At 66.2% G+C, this 16,591-nt stretch carries 17 protein-coding genes and 1 tRNA gene; 5 read left to right on the top strand and 13 right to left on the bottom strand.

The annotated features are described in order from the left end of the window. Positions 1-14: 14 nt before the first annotated feature. Genes AC1DIP_RS10120 through AC1DIP_RS10145 form a run of 6 tightly spaced genes read right to left on the bottom strand, consistent with a single transcriptional unit; the run spans position 15 to position 7,506 of the window. Positions 15-1,745 (bottom strand): protein kinase domain-containing protein, encoded by a 1,731-nt coding sequence (locus tag AC1DIP_RS10120; RefSeq protein ID WP_476208237.1) that lies wholly within the window; start codon positions 1,743-1,745, stop codon positions 15-17. Further along, positions 1,742-3,202, bottom strand: a complete 1,461-nt coding sequence (locus tag AC1DIP_RS10125; protein ID WP_476208239.1) for a penicillin-binding transpeptidase domain-containing protein — start codon at positions 3,200-3,202, stop codon at positions 1,742-1,744. The genes AC1DIP_RS10120 and AC1DIP_RS10125 overlap by 4 nt, the downstream gene beginning before the upstream one ends. Then, entirely contained in the window at positions 3,199-4,587 is a 1,389-nt protein-coding gene (locus AC1DIP_RS10130; protein ID WP_476208240.1) for an FtsW/RodA/SpoVE family cell cycle protein, read from the bottom strand. The genes AC1DIP_RS10125 and AC1DIP_RS10130 overlap by 4 nt, the downstream gene beginning before the upstream one ends. Continuing rightward, on the bottom strand, positions 4,584-6,284 hold the full coding sequence (locus AC1DIP_RS10135; protein WP_476208242.1) for a protein phosphatase 2C domain-containing protein: 1,701 nt from the start codon (positions 6,282-6,284) through the stop codon (positions 4,584-4,586). Before AC1DIP_RS10135 ends, AC1DIP_RS10130 begins: the two co-directional genes overlap by 4 nt. 2 nt (positions 6,285-6,286) lie before the next feature. Further along, positions 6,287-6,769, bottom strand: coding sequence for an FHA domain-containing protein FhaB/FipA (locus tag AC1DIP_RS10140; protein ID WP_141158780.1), 483 nt, complete (start codon positions 6,767-6,769; stop codon positions 6,287-6,289). Next, a complete protein-coding gene (locus tag AC1DIP_RS10145) occupies positions 6,766-7,506 on the bottom strand; it encodes an FhaA domain-containing protein (protein ID WP_477733645.1) in 741 nt (246 codons plus the stop codon). Before AC1DIP_RS10145 ends, AC1DIP_RS10140 begins: the two co-directional genes overlap by 4 nt. Positions 7,507-7,901: 395 nt before the next feature. On the opposite strand from AC1DIP_RS10145, the gene AC1DIP_RS10150 reads away from it, so the two are divergent. Next, positions 7,902-7,984, top strand: a tRNA-Leu gene (locus AC1DIP_RS10150). Between the two features lie 193 nt (positions 7,985-8,177). On the opposite strand, the gene AC1DIP_RS10155 is transcribed toward AC1DIP_RS10150, so the two are convergent. From AC1DIP_RS10155 to AC1DIP_RS10165, 3 genes are all read right to left on the bottom strand, one after another. Beyond that, positions 8,178-8,882: a FadR/GntR family transcriptional regulator gene (locus tag AC1DIP_RS10155; protein ID WP_477733646.1), complete on the bottom strand. Its 705-nt coding sequence runs from the start codon at positions 8,880-8,882 to the stop codon at positions 8,178-8,180. Positions 8,883-8,905: 23 nt separating this feature from the next. Further along, positions 8,906-10,033 carry an L-talarate/galactarate dehydratase gene (locus AC1DIP_RS10160; RefSeq protein ID WP_476208249.1) on the bottom strand — a complete coding sequence of 376 codons (1,128 nt, stop codon included), beginning with the start codon at positions 10,031-10,033 and terminating at the stop codon, positions 8,906-8,908. Positions 10,034-10,112: 79 nt separating this feature from the next. After that, complete coding sequence (locus AC1DIP_RS10165) at positions 10,113-10,844, bottom strand: TetR/AcrR family transcriptional regulator C-terminal domain-containing protein (protein WP_476208251.1); 732 nt, start codon at positions 10,842-10,844, stop codon at positions 10,113-10,115. Between the two features lie 136 nt (positions 10,845-10,980). On the opposite strand from AC1DIP_RS10165, the gene AC1DIP_RS10170 reads away from it, so the two are divergent. Together AC1DIP_RS10170 and AC1DIP_RS10175 are read left to right on the top strand one after the other, a co-directional pair. Beyond that, positions 10,981-12,372 (top strand): FAD-dependent oxidoreductase, encoded by a 1,392-nt coding sequence (locus tag AC1DIP_RS10170; protein WP_476211813.1) that lies wholly within the window; start codon positions 10,981-10,983, stop codon positions 12,370-12,372. Between the two features lie 66 nt (positions 12,373-12,438). Beyond that, positions 12,439-12,921 (top strand): pyridoxamine 5'-phosphate oxidase family protein, encoded by a 483-nt coding sequence (locus tag AC1DIP_RS10175; protein ID WP_476208252.1) that lies wholly within the window; start codon positions 12,439-12,441, stop codon positions 12,919-12,921. A 26-nt stretch (positions 12,922-12,947) separates the two neighbouring features. Here AC1DIP_RS10175 and AC1DIP_RS10180 read toward each other — a convergent pair whose 3' ends face one another. Continuing rightward, positions 12,948-13,556, bottom strand: a complete 609-nt coding sequence (locus tag AC1DIP_RS10180; RefSeq protein WP_476208254.1) for a DUF6919 domain-containing protein — start codon at positions 13,554-13,556, stop codon at positions 12,948-12,950. 60 nt (positions 13,557-13,616) lie between these two features. After that, positions 13,617-14,243: a hypothetical protein gene (locus AC1DIP_RS10185; protein WP_477733647.1), complete on the bottom strand. Its 627-nt coding sequence runs from the start codon at positions 14,241-14,243 to the stop codon at positions 13,617-13,619. 163 nt (positions 14,244-14,406) lie between these two features. On the opposite strand from AC1DIP_RS10185, the gene AC1DIP_RS10190 reads away from it, so the two are divergent. Continuing rightward, a complete protein-coding gene (locus AC1DIP_RS10190) occupies positions 14,407-14,787 on the top strand; it encodes a VOC family protein (RefSeq protein ID WP_477733648.1) in 381 nt (126 codons plus the stop codon). Positions 14,788-14,874: 87 nt separating this feature from the next. Here the strand turns inward: AC1DIP_RS10190 and AC1DIP_RS10195 are convergent, their stop codons facing one another. Beyond that, positions 14,875-15,279, bottom strand: coding sequence for a DUF5997 family protein (locus tag AC1DIP_RS10195; protein WP_477733649.1), 405 nt, complete (start codon positions 15,277-15,279; stop codon positions 14,875-14,877). On the opposite strand from AC1DIP_RS10195, the gene AC1DIP_RS10200 reads away from it, so the two are divergent. Then, entirely contained in the window at positions 15,242-16,063 is an 822-nt protein-coding gene (locus tag AC1DIP_RS10200; protein ID WP_477733650.1) for a LysR family substrate-binding domain-containing protein, read from the top strand. The genes AC1DIP_RS10195 and AC1DIP_RS10200 overlap by 38 nt on opposite strands. Before the next feature lie 96 nt (positions 16,064-16,159). Here AC1DIP_RS10200 and AC1DIP_RS10205 read toward each other — a convergent pair. Then, the coding region (locus tag AC1DIP_RS10205) for a DUF3618 domain-containing protein (protein WP_477733651.1) at positions 16,160-16,591 on the bottom strand (432 nt) is incomplete at its 5' end.

Consider the following 16,591-nt stretch of genomic DNA (forward strand, 5'->3'; position numbering starts at 1 on the left):
GGTAGTCCCGACAATCAGGGTGCGCAGGTCGGAGGCATTCCGGGCGTTTGGCCGGCCGCGCAGGTTGCCAGGGGCGAGATGGGCGTCGGTCCGGCCACCGGTGAGGACGACGTGGGGGTAGGGGTCGGTGCGGCGGTGGTGGGCGCAGGGCTGGGAGCGGTCGCGTAGACGACGGTGATCAGCGAACCCTTGGGAACCGTCCCGGTGGGGTTGAGTTCCAGCACCGTTCCGGGCGCCTCAGTGCTGCTCTCCTGCGGAACGACGGTCACCTGGAGCCCCATGCCTGCAAGGGCAGCCTGGACCTGCCGGTAGTCCTTGCCCAGGTACGCGGCCGGAATGACGTTGACCGTGGACTGGGTGGGCTGCGTGGTGGGTGTGGGGGTGGGCGTGCTGCGCGTCTGCGTCGGCGTTGCGGAGGGCGTGGTCCGCGTGGGCGTCGCGGACGACGGCGGTGCGCTGCTGGCCGTGGCGCTGGAGCTGGGGTTCCCGGCCGGCGAGAAGAGTCCCGCCTGGTTCAGGAGGAAGCCCACCAGGGCGAAGAGCAGCAACAGGATCAAGGCGACCAGGGGCCAGGTCCAGGGGCTGCGGCCCTTGCGCCTGGGCTCGTCGGAGGGCCCGTCGTCGTACGTTTCCTCCTCCTGGTCCCAGTTCCGCTCGGCAGCCAACGCGTTGGCGCGGGCCAGCGGCCCCTGCGCCCGCTCCGCGTCGTCCGCGGATGCGCCGTGGGCGCCGGCAGCCATGGCTGCCGCAGCACCTGCTGCGCCCGCCCCCATCACCGGCAGTGCCGACGTGGCGGTAGGGGCAGAATCCCGCTGCGTTCCGATCACGCCGGTGGGGGCGGTGGCGGTGTCGACAGGAGCCGTGATGGGTCCCGTGGAGGCGTCGAAAAGCAGCATGCCGGGCACCGCGGCGCGGGCGGCGCCCACGTCCCCGTTGCGGATGGCCTCCGCCGCTTCGGCGAGCTTGATGGCATTCGCCGGCCGGTCCTTGGGGTCCTTGGCCAGCATGGACATCAGGAGCGCCCGGACCGGCGTGGGCAGGCTCTCCGGAAGCGGCGGCGGGGCGTCGTTCACCTGGGCCAGGGCAATGGCGATCTGGGATTCGCCGGAGAACGGGCGGTGGCCGCTGAGGCACTCGTAGCCAATGACGCCGAGGGAGTAGATGTCCGAGGAACCGGTGGCGGTCTGGCCCGTTGCCTGCTCGGGCGCCAGGTACTGCGCGGTTCCCATGACCTGCCCGGTCTGGGTGAGCGGCACCTGGTCGGCAAGGCGGGCGATGCCGAAGTCGGTTACCTTGACCCTCCCGTCAGGGGTGATCAGGAGGTTGCCGGGCTTAACGTCACGGTGGACCAGGCCCTGGGCGTGCGCGACGGCCAAGGCGCGGGCGGTCTGCGCGATGATCGACAACGTACGGTCAGGCGAGAGCACCTGTTCGTGTTCAATGATGCTGCTCAGCGGCTGGCCCGGGACCAGCTCCATGACCAGGTAGGCCGAGCCCTCCTCTTCGCCGTAGTCGAAGACGTTGGCGATCCCCACGTGGTTCAGCAGCGCGGTGTGGCGTGCCTCAGCGCGGAAGCGCTGGAGGAATCCCGGATCACCGGTGTACTCCTCCTTCAGCACCTTAATGGCGACGATACGGCCCAGGACGAGGTCTTTGGCCTTCCACACTTCCCCCATGCCGCCGATCGCAATCCGCGTGGTCAGCTGGAATCTGCCGCCGAGGGTGATTCCCGTTGTAGGCCTCACTTATTCAACACCGCCTCAAAAATCTTCTTCGCGTTGGGACTGGTCAGCTTTGCTCCCGCGTAGATGTCTACGCCTTCCATGACGATCGTGACGCTGACCTTCGGGTTGTCAGCAGGGGCGAACCCGGTAAACCACGAATTGTTGGTTCCGTTTCCGAGTTCGGCGGTGCCGGTCTTGCCTGCGACCTGGACGCCCGGGACGGCAGCGCCCTTGGCGATACCGTCAGTTACCACGCTGGTCATCCATTCGGTGATCTGCTTGGCGATTTCCGGGGTGGTGGATGTCCTGAGCTGTGACGGCTGCGGCTCGTCAATGACGCGCAGGTCCGGGGACCGCAGGGTCTTGACGAGGCTGGGCGCCATCTGGGCGCCGCCGTTGGCGATGGCATTCGTCATCATGTTGACCTGAAGCGGCGTGACCCGGACATCCTTCTGGCCGATGGCGGACTGGGCCAGGCCGGGCGCGTCCAGATTATCGGGGAAGCCGTTCCCCGCCGCGTGGCCGAGCTTCAGCTGGCCCCCGACGTCCTCGCCAAACCCAAACTTCTTGGCCTGCGCGGCGATGGCGTCGCGGCCCAGGTCCAGGGCGATGCTCGCGAATGGCGTGTTGCAGGACTGCTGCAGTGCGAACGCGAACGAGGCGGTGTCCTTGGTGTAGCAGTTGCCGCCGGCATAGTTGGGCAGTTTGTACTGGATGCCGTCAAAGGGCATCTCAGCAGGGTTCGGCAGGACGCTGTCCTTGTTGTACTTCCCGGACGCCAGGGCCGCGGCCGTATCCACAAGCTTGAAAACCGAGCCCGGAGCGAGCAGTTCCCCGGTGGGGCCACTGACGTTCTGGTTGAGGTTGATGCCAGGCACCTTGACCAGTTCGTTGATGTTGGCGCTTTCCGCCTTGGCATCCTGGGTGGCCACAAGGTTCGGGTTGTAGGACGGTTTGGAGGCCATGGCCAGGATTGCGCCGGTCTTGGGGTTGGTGACCACGATCGAGCCGCGCTGGCCATCCGGAATCAGGCTGTAGGCAAGCTGCTGGAGCTGGGGATCGATGGTCAGTTCCACTGACGCGCCCTTGGGTTGGTTGCCCAGGAAAAGCTGGCCCACCCGGTCAAGGAAGAGCTGGTCGGAGTTCCCTGCCAGCTCGGCGCCCATGGTCTGCTCCAGGCCCGTGGCTCCGTAGTTCTTCGAGAAGTAGCCGGTGATGCCGGCGTAGAGTTCCGGCTGCGGGTAGGTCCGCTGGAACTTGCACGTTTCCGAACCGGTTTCCGCAGACTCAGCCACGGGAGTGCCGCCGACGATGATGGCGCCACGGTCGTTGCAGTAGTTCTGCAGGATGGCGCGCTGGTTCAGCGGATTGGTCTTGAGGTCGTCGGCGCCCACCACCTGCACATAGCTGATGGCGCCGAAGAGCAGCGCAAACATGGCAACTGCGGCTACCCATGAGTGTCGAATTGCTTGGTTCATGCCTGCTTCACCGCCTCGGTTGGAGTGTCAATGCCGTTTGCCGCCGCCGCACCGGCGGGTGGGAGCGGAGTTGTATCCACCGGCCCGCGGGCAGCATGGGAAATCAACAGGAGCAGCCCCACGATGATCCAGTTGGCCAGGAGGGACGATCCGCCGGCCGCCAGGAACGGGGTGGTAAGCCCGGTCAGGGGAATGAGGCGCGTGACGCCGCCGATCACTACGAAGCACTGGAGGGCCACGGCGAGGGACAGGCCGCAGGCAAGCAGCTTTCCGAACGCGTCCCGCGTGCCCAGGGCTGCCCGGAAGCCGCGCGTGACGAACAGCAGGTAGAGCAGCACGATGGCGAACAGCCCGATCAGTCCCAGCTCCTCGCCCAGCGAAGCGATGATCATGTCGCTGTTGGCGAACGGGACCAGGTCCGGGCGGCCCTGGCCCAGGCCGGTCCCCACCAGCCCGCCGTTGGCCATGCCGAACAGGCCCTCGATGACCTGCCGGCTGCCGTTTTCATAAACATCGGGGGAGAAGGCGTTGAGCCAGCCGTAGACGCGCTGCTGCACGTGGGAAAAGACCTGTGCCGCAACAAAGCCGCCGCCCAGGATCAGAGCCAGCCCGATCACCACCCAGCTGATCCGGCTGGTGGCCACGTAGATCATCACGATGAACAGGCCGAAGAACAGCAGGGACGAACCCAGGTCTCGCTGGAAAACCAGAACACCAATACTGACCAGCCAAGCCGTGACCATCGGGCCCATGTCCTTGAACCGCGGGAACTGCAAGGGGCCGATCTTCCGGCCCGCAAGCAGGATCAGGTCCCGGTTGGACGAAAGATACCCCGCAAAGAATATTGCCAGCGTAATCTTGGCGACCTCGCCCGGCTGGAACGTCATTGAACCGAACCGGATCCACACCCTGGCGCCCAGGATTTCCCCGGCGCTGATCCCCGGGACGAGCGGCAGGATCAGCAGAAGAGCCGAAGCCGCCAGCGAAATGAAGGTGAACCGCCGGAGGATGCGGTGGTCCTTGAGGAAGAACACCACCGCAATGGCCACGGCCATGGCGATGAGGGTCCACCGAAGCTGGTTGTTCCCGGTGTCCTCGCCGGGGGCGTCCAGGCGGTGGATCATCGCCAGGCCCAGACCGTTCAGCGCGATCACAATCGGAAGTATTACTGGATCAGCATATTTGGCCCGGAAACGCAGTACGCCATGGAAAACGAGCGCGGCCACTGCCAGGAGGCTCGACTGGAACCAGAAGTCTGAGTCGAAGGCCTTTTCCTGGTCCACGCCAACCATCATGTTGGCGCCGATGCCGACGGCGAGGGCCAGCAGCAGCAAGGCAAGTTCGACGTTGCGGCGAGGCTTGGGCATGGTGCTTACCTGGCTCATTTGGCCGCCTCGCAGGTGATGGTCGGAGTGGGTGAGGGGGACGGGGCCGACGGTGCGGGGGCAGGGGCGGACGCATCGGTTGCCGGCGGCGGGGCTGCCACCGTGGCCGGAGGTGCGCTGCCCGGGGGCGGTGTCGCCGAAGCGGACACCTTGGGGCACTCCTCCTCGGGGGAAGTGGTCCCGGTCAGCTCCAGGTTCTTCACGATGCGCTGTGCGTCGTAGAGGTCATTGGCAGGGACCGTCTGGCGGACGCGCTGCTGGGAGAAGGGTGGAAGGGAGTCCATCCGGATGTCCGTCACCGCTTCAAGGGAGGAGAGCTGGATGGGACCCAGCCGCTGGGACACGCCGTTGTAGATGGCCACACGGGAATCGAACTCGCCCACGTAGTACCGGGTCTGGGTCCAGGCGTAGCCAAGCCAGAGGCCTACAGCCACCACAACCAGTACGGCGGCCGCGATGGACCAGGTCAGCCAGCGGCGCGGACGCAAAGCCGGCACGGCGTCCTCTCCGTCCGCCGGTTCCGCCTTGTGGGTGAGGAGCGTGGCAGCGCGGCGGGCCACTGTCCGGCCTGCCACCGTCGGGATGGAGCCGGACTCCGCGGCAGCCGCGGCGGCACCCACCAGTTCGTGGGGGCGTGAGGCAAGTTCCTCACGCAGGACCTCAGCGGAGAGGTGCTCGCCAAGATGGGGATCGGTACTGCCGGACTCGCCCTGACCGGCATCGGCGGCCTCGCCGTTTGCCGGCTCCTTGGCCGCACCAGAGCCGGGAGTGGCTTCCCCGGGCCCGGAGGAGGGTGTTTCCTTGGGATCGTCCGCAGCGGCTGCCGCGCCCACCGCTGCGGCGGCGGGGGCACCTTCTGCCGCGGCAGCGGGCTTCGTGCCCTGCACCGGCGGGACGATTTCGACGGCGGCCGTGCTGACGTCGTCGGGCGTTTCCTCCACGATGTCCACCATGACCACGGTGACGTTGTCAGGGGAACCGGCCTCGAGTGTCAGCTCAACAAGGGTTTCGGCGCATTCATGCAGGTTGTGGGTTTCGCGGACCGTCCGTTCCACGGCATGCGCGGCAACGTAGTTCAGGCCGTCCGAGCACAACAGCCAGCGGTCCCCGGGCCGGGCGTCGAGGGTGTCCAGGTCCAGCTCGGGGCTGGCGTCGACGTCGCCAAGGACGCGCATGAGGACGTTCTTGTGGGGGTGCGTTTCGGCTTCTTCGGGCCGCAGCCGGCCTTCGTCGATGAGCCGCTGGACGAAGGTGTGGTCAACGCTGACCTGCTTGAATTCTCCGTCGCGGAGCCGGTAAGCGCGTGAATCGCCGATGTGGGCGAAGTGCAGCTTGCCTTCAGCCAGCAGGAGGGCGGTGACCGTGGTACCCATGCCCGCCAGCTTCGGGTTGATGTGCACCAGTTCGGAGAGGAGGGAATTGGCGGTCTGGATCTCATCGGCCAAAACGGTCCCGGCGTCGTCTCCGTGGTCCGGGCTGTCCAGGTGGATCATGTCCAGGACGGTTGCGGCCGAGGCGACGTCGCCGCCCGCGTGTCCTCCCATGCCGTCCGCGACCACGGCCAGATGGCGGCCGGCGTAGGCGGAATCGTCATTCTTGGCACGTATCCGGCCAACATCCGACCGCGCGGCGAAGCGCATGATGAGGGGCCGCTGCGCCGGACTGGAGCCGGTAGCGGGGTTTTCGGGAACGGCCACGGTTACGGCCTCAATTCAATGACCGTCTTGCCGATTCTCACGGGTACCCCTGGCTCGACGGGCAGGGCACGGGTAAGTTGCTGGTCGCCCAGGTAGGTTCCGTTGGTGGAGCCAAGATCCTCGATGAACCAGCGGCTTCCCTGTGGGAAGAGCCTGGCATGGCGGCCGGAGGCGTAGTCGTCCTCGAGGACCAGGGTGGCTTCCTGGGCGCGTCCCAGCAGAATGGGGCTCGCTGCCAGTGGGAGGGTGCGGCCCTTGAGCGGTCCTTCCAGCACCACCAGCTGCCGGGCCTGCTGCTTCACGGGCTGCGGAGGCGTCTCGGCCAGTTCGGGGTTCCGCCGGAGCTGCCGGGCCGTGGGTGCGCCGGCGGCAGCCTTGCGGCCCAGCATCAGGTCCCGGCGCATGGCGGAGACGATGCTGAAGATCAGGACCCAGAGGAGCAGCAGGAAACCGAACCGCAGCGCTGTAATGGTGAGGTCGCTCATGCGTGGCCACCCTGGTTGGCAGGAAGCAGGCGGAAGATGATCTTTGTCCGTCCCATCGTGATGGTGGAGCCGTCAGTGAGTTCGGTGCTTCCGGAGACCCTTTGGCCGTTGACATAGCTGCCGTTGGTGGACCCCAGGTCCACGGCGCTGGTGACTCCGTTCTCCGTGCGGATCTCCAGGTGGCGCCGCGAAACGCCAGTGTCTTCAATGAGGATGTCTGCCTCGGAGGACCGGCCCAGGATGATGGACGGGGCGTTCAGCGAATAGCGCTGCCCGTCGATATCCAGGACAGGCTGGAGCCTGACCGGCTGCCGGCTCGGGGCCGCAGGGACGTTGGGCCTTGCCTGGGCCGCGCCGGAACCCTGGGATTTCTCTGTGGAGGAAGCGATTTCGAAGTCACCGGCACGGAGTTCCGCGTCGCGGCGGAACGAAATACGGACGGGACCCTGGAGGGTGTAGCCCTGGCTGCGGACGTGGTTGATGACGACGTCGCACAGTTCCTCGGCCAGCGGGGTGCCCCATTCCTGCGCCCTGCCGAAGTCTTCGTCACTGAGCTGGACGTCGAAGACATTGGGTACCAAAGTGCGGCCGGCCGCCACTGTGAGGGCCTTGTGGTCCACCTCGCGGCGGAGCCGGCTGGCGATCTCCACCGGCTCAACCTGGGCTTTGGAACCGGTGGAGAAGACGCCGCGGACGGCCTTTTCAATGCCACGTTCAACCTTGTCCAGCAGACCCATGGTGCTTCTCCTTTCCCCCCGGCTCCGGGGCAGTAGTTGTTCCCGACCAACATCTGCGGGGCAGTCCACCGCTGCGCGGGGATGCCCGCCGGAAGTGGCCACTCCTACATCCGATACTAATGGCCAGCCCTGCGAATGACCTTAATCAACAACGGCCGGGCGCCGGCAAAAGTTCGGAGGAGTGATTGTCTCTGGCGGCTGTGGGGCGGCCATCCCGGGGCGGTTGCCGTCCGGGAATTGCCTGCTTCCACGCGGCTTAATTGCGGTTCGGACGGCCCATGGGAGGGCGGCGTTCGGCCGATTGGTAATTTGCGGCATCTGTCCGTTATGCTTGATCTCGCTGCTTTTACGAGGCATGGAACGGGAAACCGGACCGGCCAAGTGGAAGAAGTTGCGCGCGAGTGGCGGAACGGCAGACGCGCTGGCTTCAGGTGCCAGTGTCCGAAAGGGCGTGGGGGTTCAAATCCCCCCTCGCGCACGCAAATGGAAGAGCCCCGGTCTTAGGACCGGGGCTCTTTTGCGTTTCCCGCATGACACGGCGGTTCTGGTGGATTGCATGCGCCCACGAAGATTGCACCCGCGCGTGGACGATGCACCCGCGCGTTTCAGGGTGATCCGTCCATTGGCGGGTGCGCGGATCAGCGAACGGGCCCAGGACTCGGACGGGGACCTTAGCTCGACGGCCGCGCCGAAGCCTTGAACCGGCGTCGTGAGTTGGCCAGGTGGCTGCGCATCGCTGCCGCCGCGGCAGCCTCGTCGCCGTCGGCGATCGCCTCGAGGATGGACCGGTGCTCCTGGACCACCTGGTCGAAATGGTCCCGGGCGTAATGCTCGACGCCGGTCATCAGGCGGGTGCGGGGCATGGCAATCATTGTTTGCCCCAGCGCAGCCAGGCAGTCGGAGTAATACGGGTTGCCGGAGGCCGCGGCCACCGCCCGGTGGAATTCGAAGTCCGATTTCATGGCATGGGCGGGGTGGCCGGCGCTTTCGGTGAAGGCCTCCAGCGCCGCGCCAACCGCCCGTAGCTGCCTGTCCGTGCGGTTCCGGGCAGCCAAGGCAGCCGCTTCCGCCTCCACACCCATACGGAAAGCCAGCAGGTGCAGCCTGTCCTCCGTGGTGGCCACCGGCCGGACGCCCGGCACTGCCAACGGGCCCTCCGACGGCGGCGTCAGGGCGAAGCTGCCGCGCCCCCGTTCGGTTTCCACAAGCCCTTCGGCCTGGAGCCTCGTCAGCGCGGCACGGACCACTGTCCGGCTCACGCCGAAGTCGCTGATCAGGGTGTTTTCGCTGGGAAGCTTCTCACCCGGCTGGATCACGCCGTCAACGATGCGGTTGCGAAGGTCAGCGGCAAGGTCCGCGGTGAGGTTCCGGCTCATGGCTCAAGGTTACGGCTTTAGCGTTACGCCCCGAACTCCACGGAATCCGTGGTCCAGGCACGTGCCTGGTCACTGAGGGTGACCCCGAGGCCGGGGCGGTCCGGGACGATCATGCGGCCGTCCTTGGTTTCAAGGCGCTCGTTGAACAGCGGATCCAGCCAGTCGAAGTGCTCCACCCACGGCTCGCGGGGGTAGGCCGCGGCGAGGTGCAGGTGGATTTCCATGGCGAAGTGCGGGGCCAGGCCCAGGCCGCGCTCGTCCGCGAGGGCGGCAAGGCGGAGGAACTGGGTGATGCCGCCGACGCGCGGGGCGTCGGGCTGGATGATGTCGCAGCCGTTGGCGGCAATGAGGCCCTTGTGTTCGGCCACCGAGGCGAGCATTTCACCAGTGGCGATAGGAGTGTCCAGGACCTGGGCCAGGTGGGCGTGCCCTTCGAAATCGTAGGCGTCCAGCGGTTCCTCGATCCAGACGAGATCGAACTCCTCCAGCCGGCGGCCCATCCGCAGGGCCGTGGCACGGTCCCACTGCTGGTTCGCATCCACCATCAGCGGGACGTCCCAGCCGATGTGCTCGCGGATGCCGGCAACGCGGCGCAGGTCCTCCTTGCTGTCCGGCAGGCCCACCTTGATCTTGATGCCGCCAATGCCTTCCTCGATGGACTGCGTAGCGCGTGCCTTGACCTCGTCCAAGGTGGCGTTCAGGAAACCGCCTGAGGTGTTGTAGGTCCGCACGGAGTCGCGGTAGGAGCCCAGGAACTTGGCCAGGGGGAGGCCGGCGCGCTTGGCCTTGAGGTCGTAGAGGGCAATGTCGATGGCGGCCAGGGCCTGGGTAGCGACGCCGGAGCGGCCCACTGAGGCGCCGGCCCACAGCAGCTTGGTGTAGATCCTGGCGATGTCGTTGGGGTCCTCGCCGATGATGCCCTCCGCCACCTCTTTGGCGTGGGCGTACTGGGCCGGTCCGCCGGCCCGCTTGGAGTAGCTGAAGCCGATGCCGGAGTGGCCCAGTTCGGTGGTGATTTCGGCGAACAGAAAGACAACCTCGGTCATGGGCTTCTGCCGGCCGGTGAAGACCTTGGCGTCACTGATGGGAACGGTGAGGGGGAGGCGGGCGGTGGACAGCTTGACGTGCCGGATCAGGTCGACGGTGCTCATGGATTCTCCTAGTGGCTGGGCGGGCTCCTTCGCGCGCAGCCTTAGGATATAAGTTTAGAACTTGTAATACAAGTAGGGGTCAGTGTCGCAGTGCGGCCAGTCCGGAGACCAGTGCGTCCAGGCCCAGCTGGAAGGCGGTATCCGCCTGCCGGCCACGGTCCCGATGGCTGGCGTCGGGGTGGCTGGAGGAGGCCTTCGGCGGTGCCGTGGAGGAGCTTCGGACGGCGGCTGTGAAGTGCGGGGTTGACTCCGCCATGGAGCCGGAATCGAAAATGTCCTCGGGTGCCGTAACGTCATACGCGGAGCCGAAGATAAAGGACTCCAGCGCCACAATGGCGGGAATGATCCGCTCCTGTGGGAATCCGGCGTCGGAAAATCCCTTGCTGACGGTTTCATACATGGCGAGGGTCTGCGGGGCATCCGTGACCGGCAACACGGCAATGACGGGAATGAGCGGAGTGTGTTCGGCGAAAACGTCCCGATAGCTCCATGCCCAGGTGTGCACGGCATCTTCCCAGCTGCCGTCCGCGAAGCCTGAGACGTCCACCAGCGACATCAGGTGATCCTCGACCAGCAGCAACACGTCCTGTTTCGATGCCACATGGTTGTAGAGGGCGGAGGGTGCCACATCCAGCACCTTGGCGAGGGCGGCCATGGTCAGTCCGTCGTATCCCTTCCGTCCGACCAGTTCCAGAGCGGCTGTTGTGATCCCCGCTTTGTCCAGCACTGCCGCCGAGGGCCGGCCTGCCCGCCTCCTCTGCGCGCCGCCATTGCTGGTGGAGCGCCCCTGTGCGGCTGATACTGCCGGCATTCCTGCCCTTTCGTCGTCGTCCCCTGCATTATTCCATTCAGTACTTCCGCTGCCGGCAGGCACCGGCTATAGTTCTTACTAAATGAACGGCATTCATTTAGTGGGCCCCGTCACCCTGGGCCGCAGAGAGGACATCATGCTGAACCTGAACCGCGACGTTGTGGTCGTTGGAGCCGGGCCGTCCGGACTCACCGCCGCCCGCGAACTGAAGAAGGCCGGACTCACCGTCGCCGTGCTTGAGGCCCGCGACAGGGTGGGCGGCCGCACGTGGACCGACGTTGTTGATGGAGCCATGCTCGAGATCGGCGGCCAGTGGGTCTCCCCGGACCAGACAGCCCTCCTGGAACTGCTCCAGGAACTGGGCCTGGAGACCTACCCGCGCTACCGCGAAGGCGAATCCATTTATCTCGGCGCAGACGGCACGCCCGTGCGCTATACGGGTGAAACCTTTCCTTTGGACCCGGAAACCGCCGTCGAAATGGACCGGCTGGTGGCGCTGCTGGACGGCCTCGCCGCGGAGGTTGGACCCGCCGAACCCTGGGCCCACCCCAAAGCGCGTGAACTCGACACGATCTCCTTCCATCACTGGCTCCGGCAGAACTCTGCCAACGAGGAAGCCTGCAAAAACATCGGCCTGTTTATCGCCGGCGGAATGCTCACCAAGCCGGCGCACTCCTTCTCCGCCCTGCAGGCGGTCCTGATGGCTGCTTCGGCCGGCTCCTTCACCCACCTGACGGACGAGGACTTCATCCTGGACCGCCGCGTGGTCGGTGGGATGCAGCAGGTGTCCCTGCTGCAGGCGCAGGAGCTGGGAGACGACGTCGTCCTCAATTCGCCGGTCCGCACCATCAACTGGAAGCCCGACGAGGATGGCGGCCACCGCGTCACCGTCGAGTCGGACCGTGCAACGGTCAACGCCCGTTTCGTCATCATGGCCGTGCCACCCAACCTTTACTCCCGCGTCTCCTTCAACCCGCCGCTGCCGCGCCGGCAGCACCAGATGCACCAGCACCAGTCCCTGGGCCTGGTCATCAAGGTGCACGCCGTCTACAGCACCCCGTTCTGGCGGGACAAAGGACTCTCCGGCACCGGCTTTGGCGCGGATGCCCTGGTCCAGGAGGTGTACGACAATACGAACCACGGCGACCCGCGGGGCACCCTGGTGGGGTTCGTGTCCGATGAAAAGGCCGACGCCGTTTTCGAGTTGGGTGCGGAGGACCGCAGGAAGGCCATCCTCGAATCCATCGCGGGTTACCTCGGTGACGAGGCCCTCACCCCTGAGGTCTATTACGAGTCCGACTGGGGCTCCGAGGAATGGACCCGTGGCGCCTACGCGGCCAGCTATGACCTTGGAGGCCTCCACCGCTATGGCAAGGACCAGCACGCACCGGTTGGCCCGATCTACTGGTCCTCGTCGGACCTCGCCGCGGAGGGCTACCAGCACGTGGACGGCGCCATCCGCATGGGCCGCATCACGGCCGCGCGCATTGCCGAGGTTGCCAAGGTTCCGGTGGCATCCGGCTGGTAAATAAGCATGCTTACTAATAGGCTGGCGGCGGGGACTTTCCCCTACTTTCGACGAACGAGGTGAGGCATGACTGACGCGCAGAGCATCAGCAAGGTTACTGAGATCATCAACGATTCCAAGATCGGCATGGTCACCACCATCAACGAAGAAGGCGCCCTCGTCAGCCGACCGCTGGCCGTCCAGGAGGTCAAGGACGACGGCGACATGTGGTTCTTCACCGGGCTTGGCACCTCGCAGGTTGCCCATGTCCGGGCTGATCCCCGCGTTAACGTCGCCTTCGGCAAGAAGACCGAATGGGTTTCCGTTGCTGGGACCGCCGAGGTGGTCACGGACCGCGCCAAGATCCACGAGATGTGGAACCAGGTAGTTGAAGCATGGTTCCCGGACGGCCCGGACACCCCCGAGGTCTGCCTCCTCCGGGTGGACTCGGACTCGGCGGAGTACTGGACCAGCCCGGGCGGCACTGCCGCAACGGTCCTGCAGTGGGTCAAATCCAAGGTGACGAACAGCCGCATGAGCGTTGGCGAAAGCGGCACCGTGGAGCTGTAACGACGGCTACCGGTGGGGCGGGGCGGCTACGGCTGCTCCGCCCTTTTCAATGCCTTCAGGACCGCCGGCAGCAGCACGTCATTGCGTCCCCACACAGGATCGAGGATCTCCACGTACCAGGAATCAGCGAGCAGGAGCGCCAGCGCATCGTTGGTCTCCCCGGCCCAATCCTGGATCTGATCGTCCGTCACGGGATTTTCGCTGGAACCCAGCACCGTGGCGATCTCCGTCCGTGCCAGGGTCACCGGAATGGCGGCGCTGCTTGCCTCGCCCGGTGCATGGGCCACGGTCACCAGTTCGGTCCGGGTCGACAGCGCCAGCAGTCCGCGCGCGGTTTCGGCGCCGCAGAATCCGGTGACGTATTGCCGCTGCGCGGCGCCATCGCCAAGGATGCCCGGCTGGGACTCCTTGGTGAACAGCCCGTTGCGGTTCAACTCCGCCAGCGCTGCGGCGATCGGTTTGGTCTCGGCGTCGAACACCGCGGCGAAATGCCCGGGCTGGTACGAACTTCCGCCTTCCAGCCACCGGGCCGTCAGCTCACCGGCAGCCTCTAGCGTGGTGGCTTGCCGCCAGACTCCCCGGTCTTCCAGGAGCCGGCCGTACTGGTCATGGGCAGGCAGTTCCTCAGGCTTCATCCTGGGATGCTATCGCCGGGCCTCGGGGGCAATCCAACCCCTTCGACACAGCAGTTAACGTCAGCCGGTCCGCTCAGCCGGCAGCGCAGCAGGAATTCCCGCTGCCCGTTCGGCCGCTGCCAGCGAAGCAGCCAGGCTTCCGACGGCGGCCGGGTAGCCCGTGTGCGTGGCTGTCCGCAGCTGGTCCGCTGTCCGCATGGCCTTGATCAGTGCGGACGTTTCCGGCAGCCGCACGTCGGTCAGGGCCGGATAGTCGATGCTGCAGCCGGGATCCAGCTCGTAGCGCTGCCACCGGAGCATCAGCTCATCATGCTGCAGGCGGGCCGCTTGATGGGCGGAAAGCTGCTCCCTGTGTTCCCGTCGGCCGGCGCGCCACGCCAGGATCCGTGGGCTGCCCCGGTATGCGGCGATGCCGGAGGCGGCTGCTGCCGCAGCCAGCACCAGTCCCGCCCATGGCGACACCAAGGCCGGGATCACGAGGGCAGGAAGGGCCACACAGGACCCGAGGAAAAGGTCCCAAAACAGCTGGTCGGGCGCCTGTGTTGCGTCGCTTGCGGGTGCCAGGGACCGGCGCCGTACAACGAAGACGGTGGTGGCGACGCTGGCAACCAGCGCCGGCCCGCACAGCAGGACCGCCCACGCACCGTGAAACAGTCCCTGGTTCAGGGATTCCGCCAAGATGGACATCCTGTACCTCCCGCGCCCGCCATTCCCCATCAAGACTTGGCCCGGGCCGGAAAGCCCGGGCTGGTCCTTCCATTGGACCGTCTCCCGGGCATAGCGTCAATGGCTGGGAAAAGGGGGAAGCTGACAGCCTGGAAGGCATGGCGATGGGCGGTACCGTGGGACCATGCGACTCAAAATGTGCAGCATCCACGTCCAGGATCCCGCGGCCGCCCACGCCTTCTACACCGGCACTCTCGGCTTCGACACCCTCATGGCCATGCCGGAGTACAACCTGTACATCATCAAGGATCCGGGAGCGGAGGACAGCTCGGTGGGACTGCTCCTGGAACCCAGTGACAACCCCATAGGCGCCAGTTACATGAACGCCGTCCGCGAGGCCGGCCTCCCTGCCATCGTTTTCGGAGTCCCCGACGTCCAGGCAGAGTATGACCGGCTGGTGGCCGCCGGGGTGAGCTTCAAGACACCGCCCACCACTGATTCATTCGGGACCAGCGCCGTATTTGACGACGGCTGCGGCAACTACGTCCAGATCCACCAGGACTGAGGGGCCTGGATGCCACAGAAGCCTGTTCGCGCATCCGGACCTTCAAGGTCCTGACAGGCGAACAGGCTTCTGGGACGCGGCTGCGGCCTACTTGGCCTGTGCGCGGTCCTTCTTGGCCTGCTTCTTGGCAGCTTCGTCCTTGACCCGCTGGGCTTCGGCGCGGACGGCCGCGTGCGTGGCGCGTTCGCTGACGAGCCACTGCGGGGGAGCCTGCAGCAGCGCGGTGATCTCCGCCGTCGTGAGCGCTTCCTCCACGCCGGCGCGGGCCAGGCCGCTGATGGAAACGTTCAGCTTCTGGGCCACCACGGGGCGGGGGTGCGGCCCGTTGCGGCGGAGTTCGGCAAGCCATTCCGGCGGGTTGGCCTGGAGTTCGGCAAATTCCTCGCGGGTAATGGTTGAATCCTGGAACTCCTGCGGGGTGGCCGGCAGGTAGATGCCAAGTTTCTTGGCAACGGTGGCCGGCTTCATGGACTGGGAGTTTGCAGAGGTCATGCTTCAAGGGTATCCGGGCGGCGGGTACTGTGAAGACGTGCCCGCCGACAATACCCCCACGCCCGATGGCCAGCCCGCCCCTGAAGAGGCCGCCCAGCGTGTGCTGCGCATCGCGTATGTGGCAGGGGTGACCCCGGGCAAGTGGATCCGCCGCTGGGAAGAGCGGATGCCGCATATTCCCCTTGAAGCATTTATGGTCGACGACGTCGTGCAGCGCGACGCGCTGGACGACGGCAAGGCGCACATGGCCTTCGTCCGCCTTCCCATTGAGCGCGAAGGCCTCAGCGTTATCCCGCTGTACGAGGAGCAGCCCGTGGTGGTTGCCCCGAAAGGCCATGAGATCTCAGTGTTCGAGGAAGTGGCGCTTGCCGACCTCGCGCAGGAATCCTTCCTTGATCCTGCAACCCTGGGCGGACCGGATGCGGCGCTCCAGGCGGTGGCCTCCGGAGCCGGCCTGTTGATCCTTCCGATGTCAGTGGCACGCCACTTCAATGTTAAGGACACCGTGGCGCGAAGGCTCACCGGGGCCGAGGGGACCGAAATTGCCTTGGCCTGGCCGGCAGAGGCAACCGATGACGTGCTGGAGGAGTTCATTGGTGTGGTGCGCGGCCGCACCGCCCAGAGCTCCCGCCAGCCTTCGGCCCAGCCGCAGAAGGTGAAGAAGGAACCCAAGCCGGACCGCCGCGGCACCGGCACCAAGAAGGCGCCCAAGGTGGCCCAGCGCTACGCCCCCAACCCGGACAAGGGCCGCGGCAAGGGGTCCCGCAAGAAGGGCAAGCGCTAGCCCACAGCTGCTGGGGTGGCCGGGGCCCGCCCGAGGGAAAGGAAAGCCGGCTCCGCATCCTGCGGAACCGGCTTTCCTTTTGCCGCGTGGGGTTGGTCAGGTGTTTTGGATGTTGTCTTTGGCGTCGGTGGCGCGGTCTTTGACGTCGCTGGCGGCTGTTTGGCCTTCGTTTTTGACGTTTTGGGCGGCGTCGGTGGCGGTGGCCTTGACGTTTTCCATGGCTTCCTGGGCGGGTTCCTTGAGGTCCTGGGCTACCGTTTTGGCGGCGTCTGTGACCTGTTCTGCCAGGGGCTGGGCGGCGGTTTTGAGTTGGTCCGCGGCTTGGCGTTCTTTCTCGCTGGCCGGGATCAGGGAGGAGATCAGCATGCCGGCGCCGAACGCGATGAGCCCGGCGGCCAGGGGGTTCCCGGCGGTTTTGGCTTTGACCTGGTCCGGGGCGTGGGAGACGGCCTGGCCGGCGTCGGAGAGTTTGGCCTGGACGGTGTCGGTGGCCTGGTGGAGGTTGTCGCCGGCGGTGTGCATGGCGTT

The sequence above is a fragment of the Pseudarthrobacter sp. 05T312 genome, from assembly GCF_056396685.1.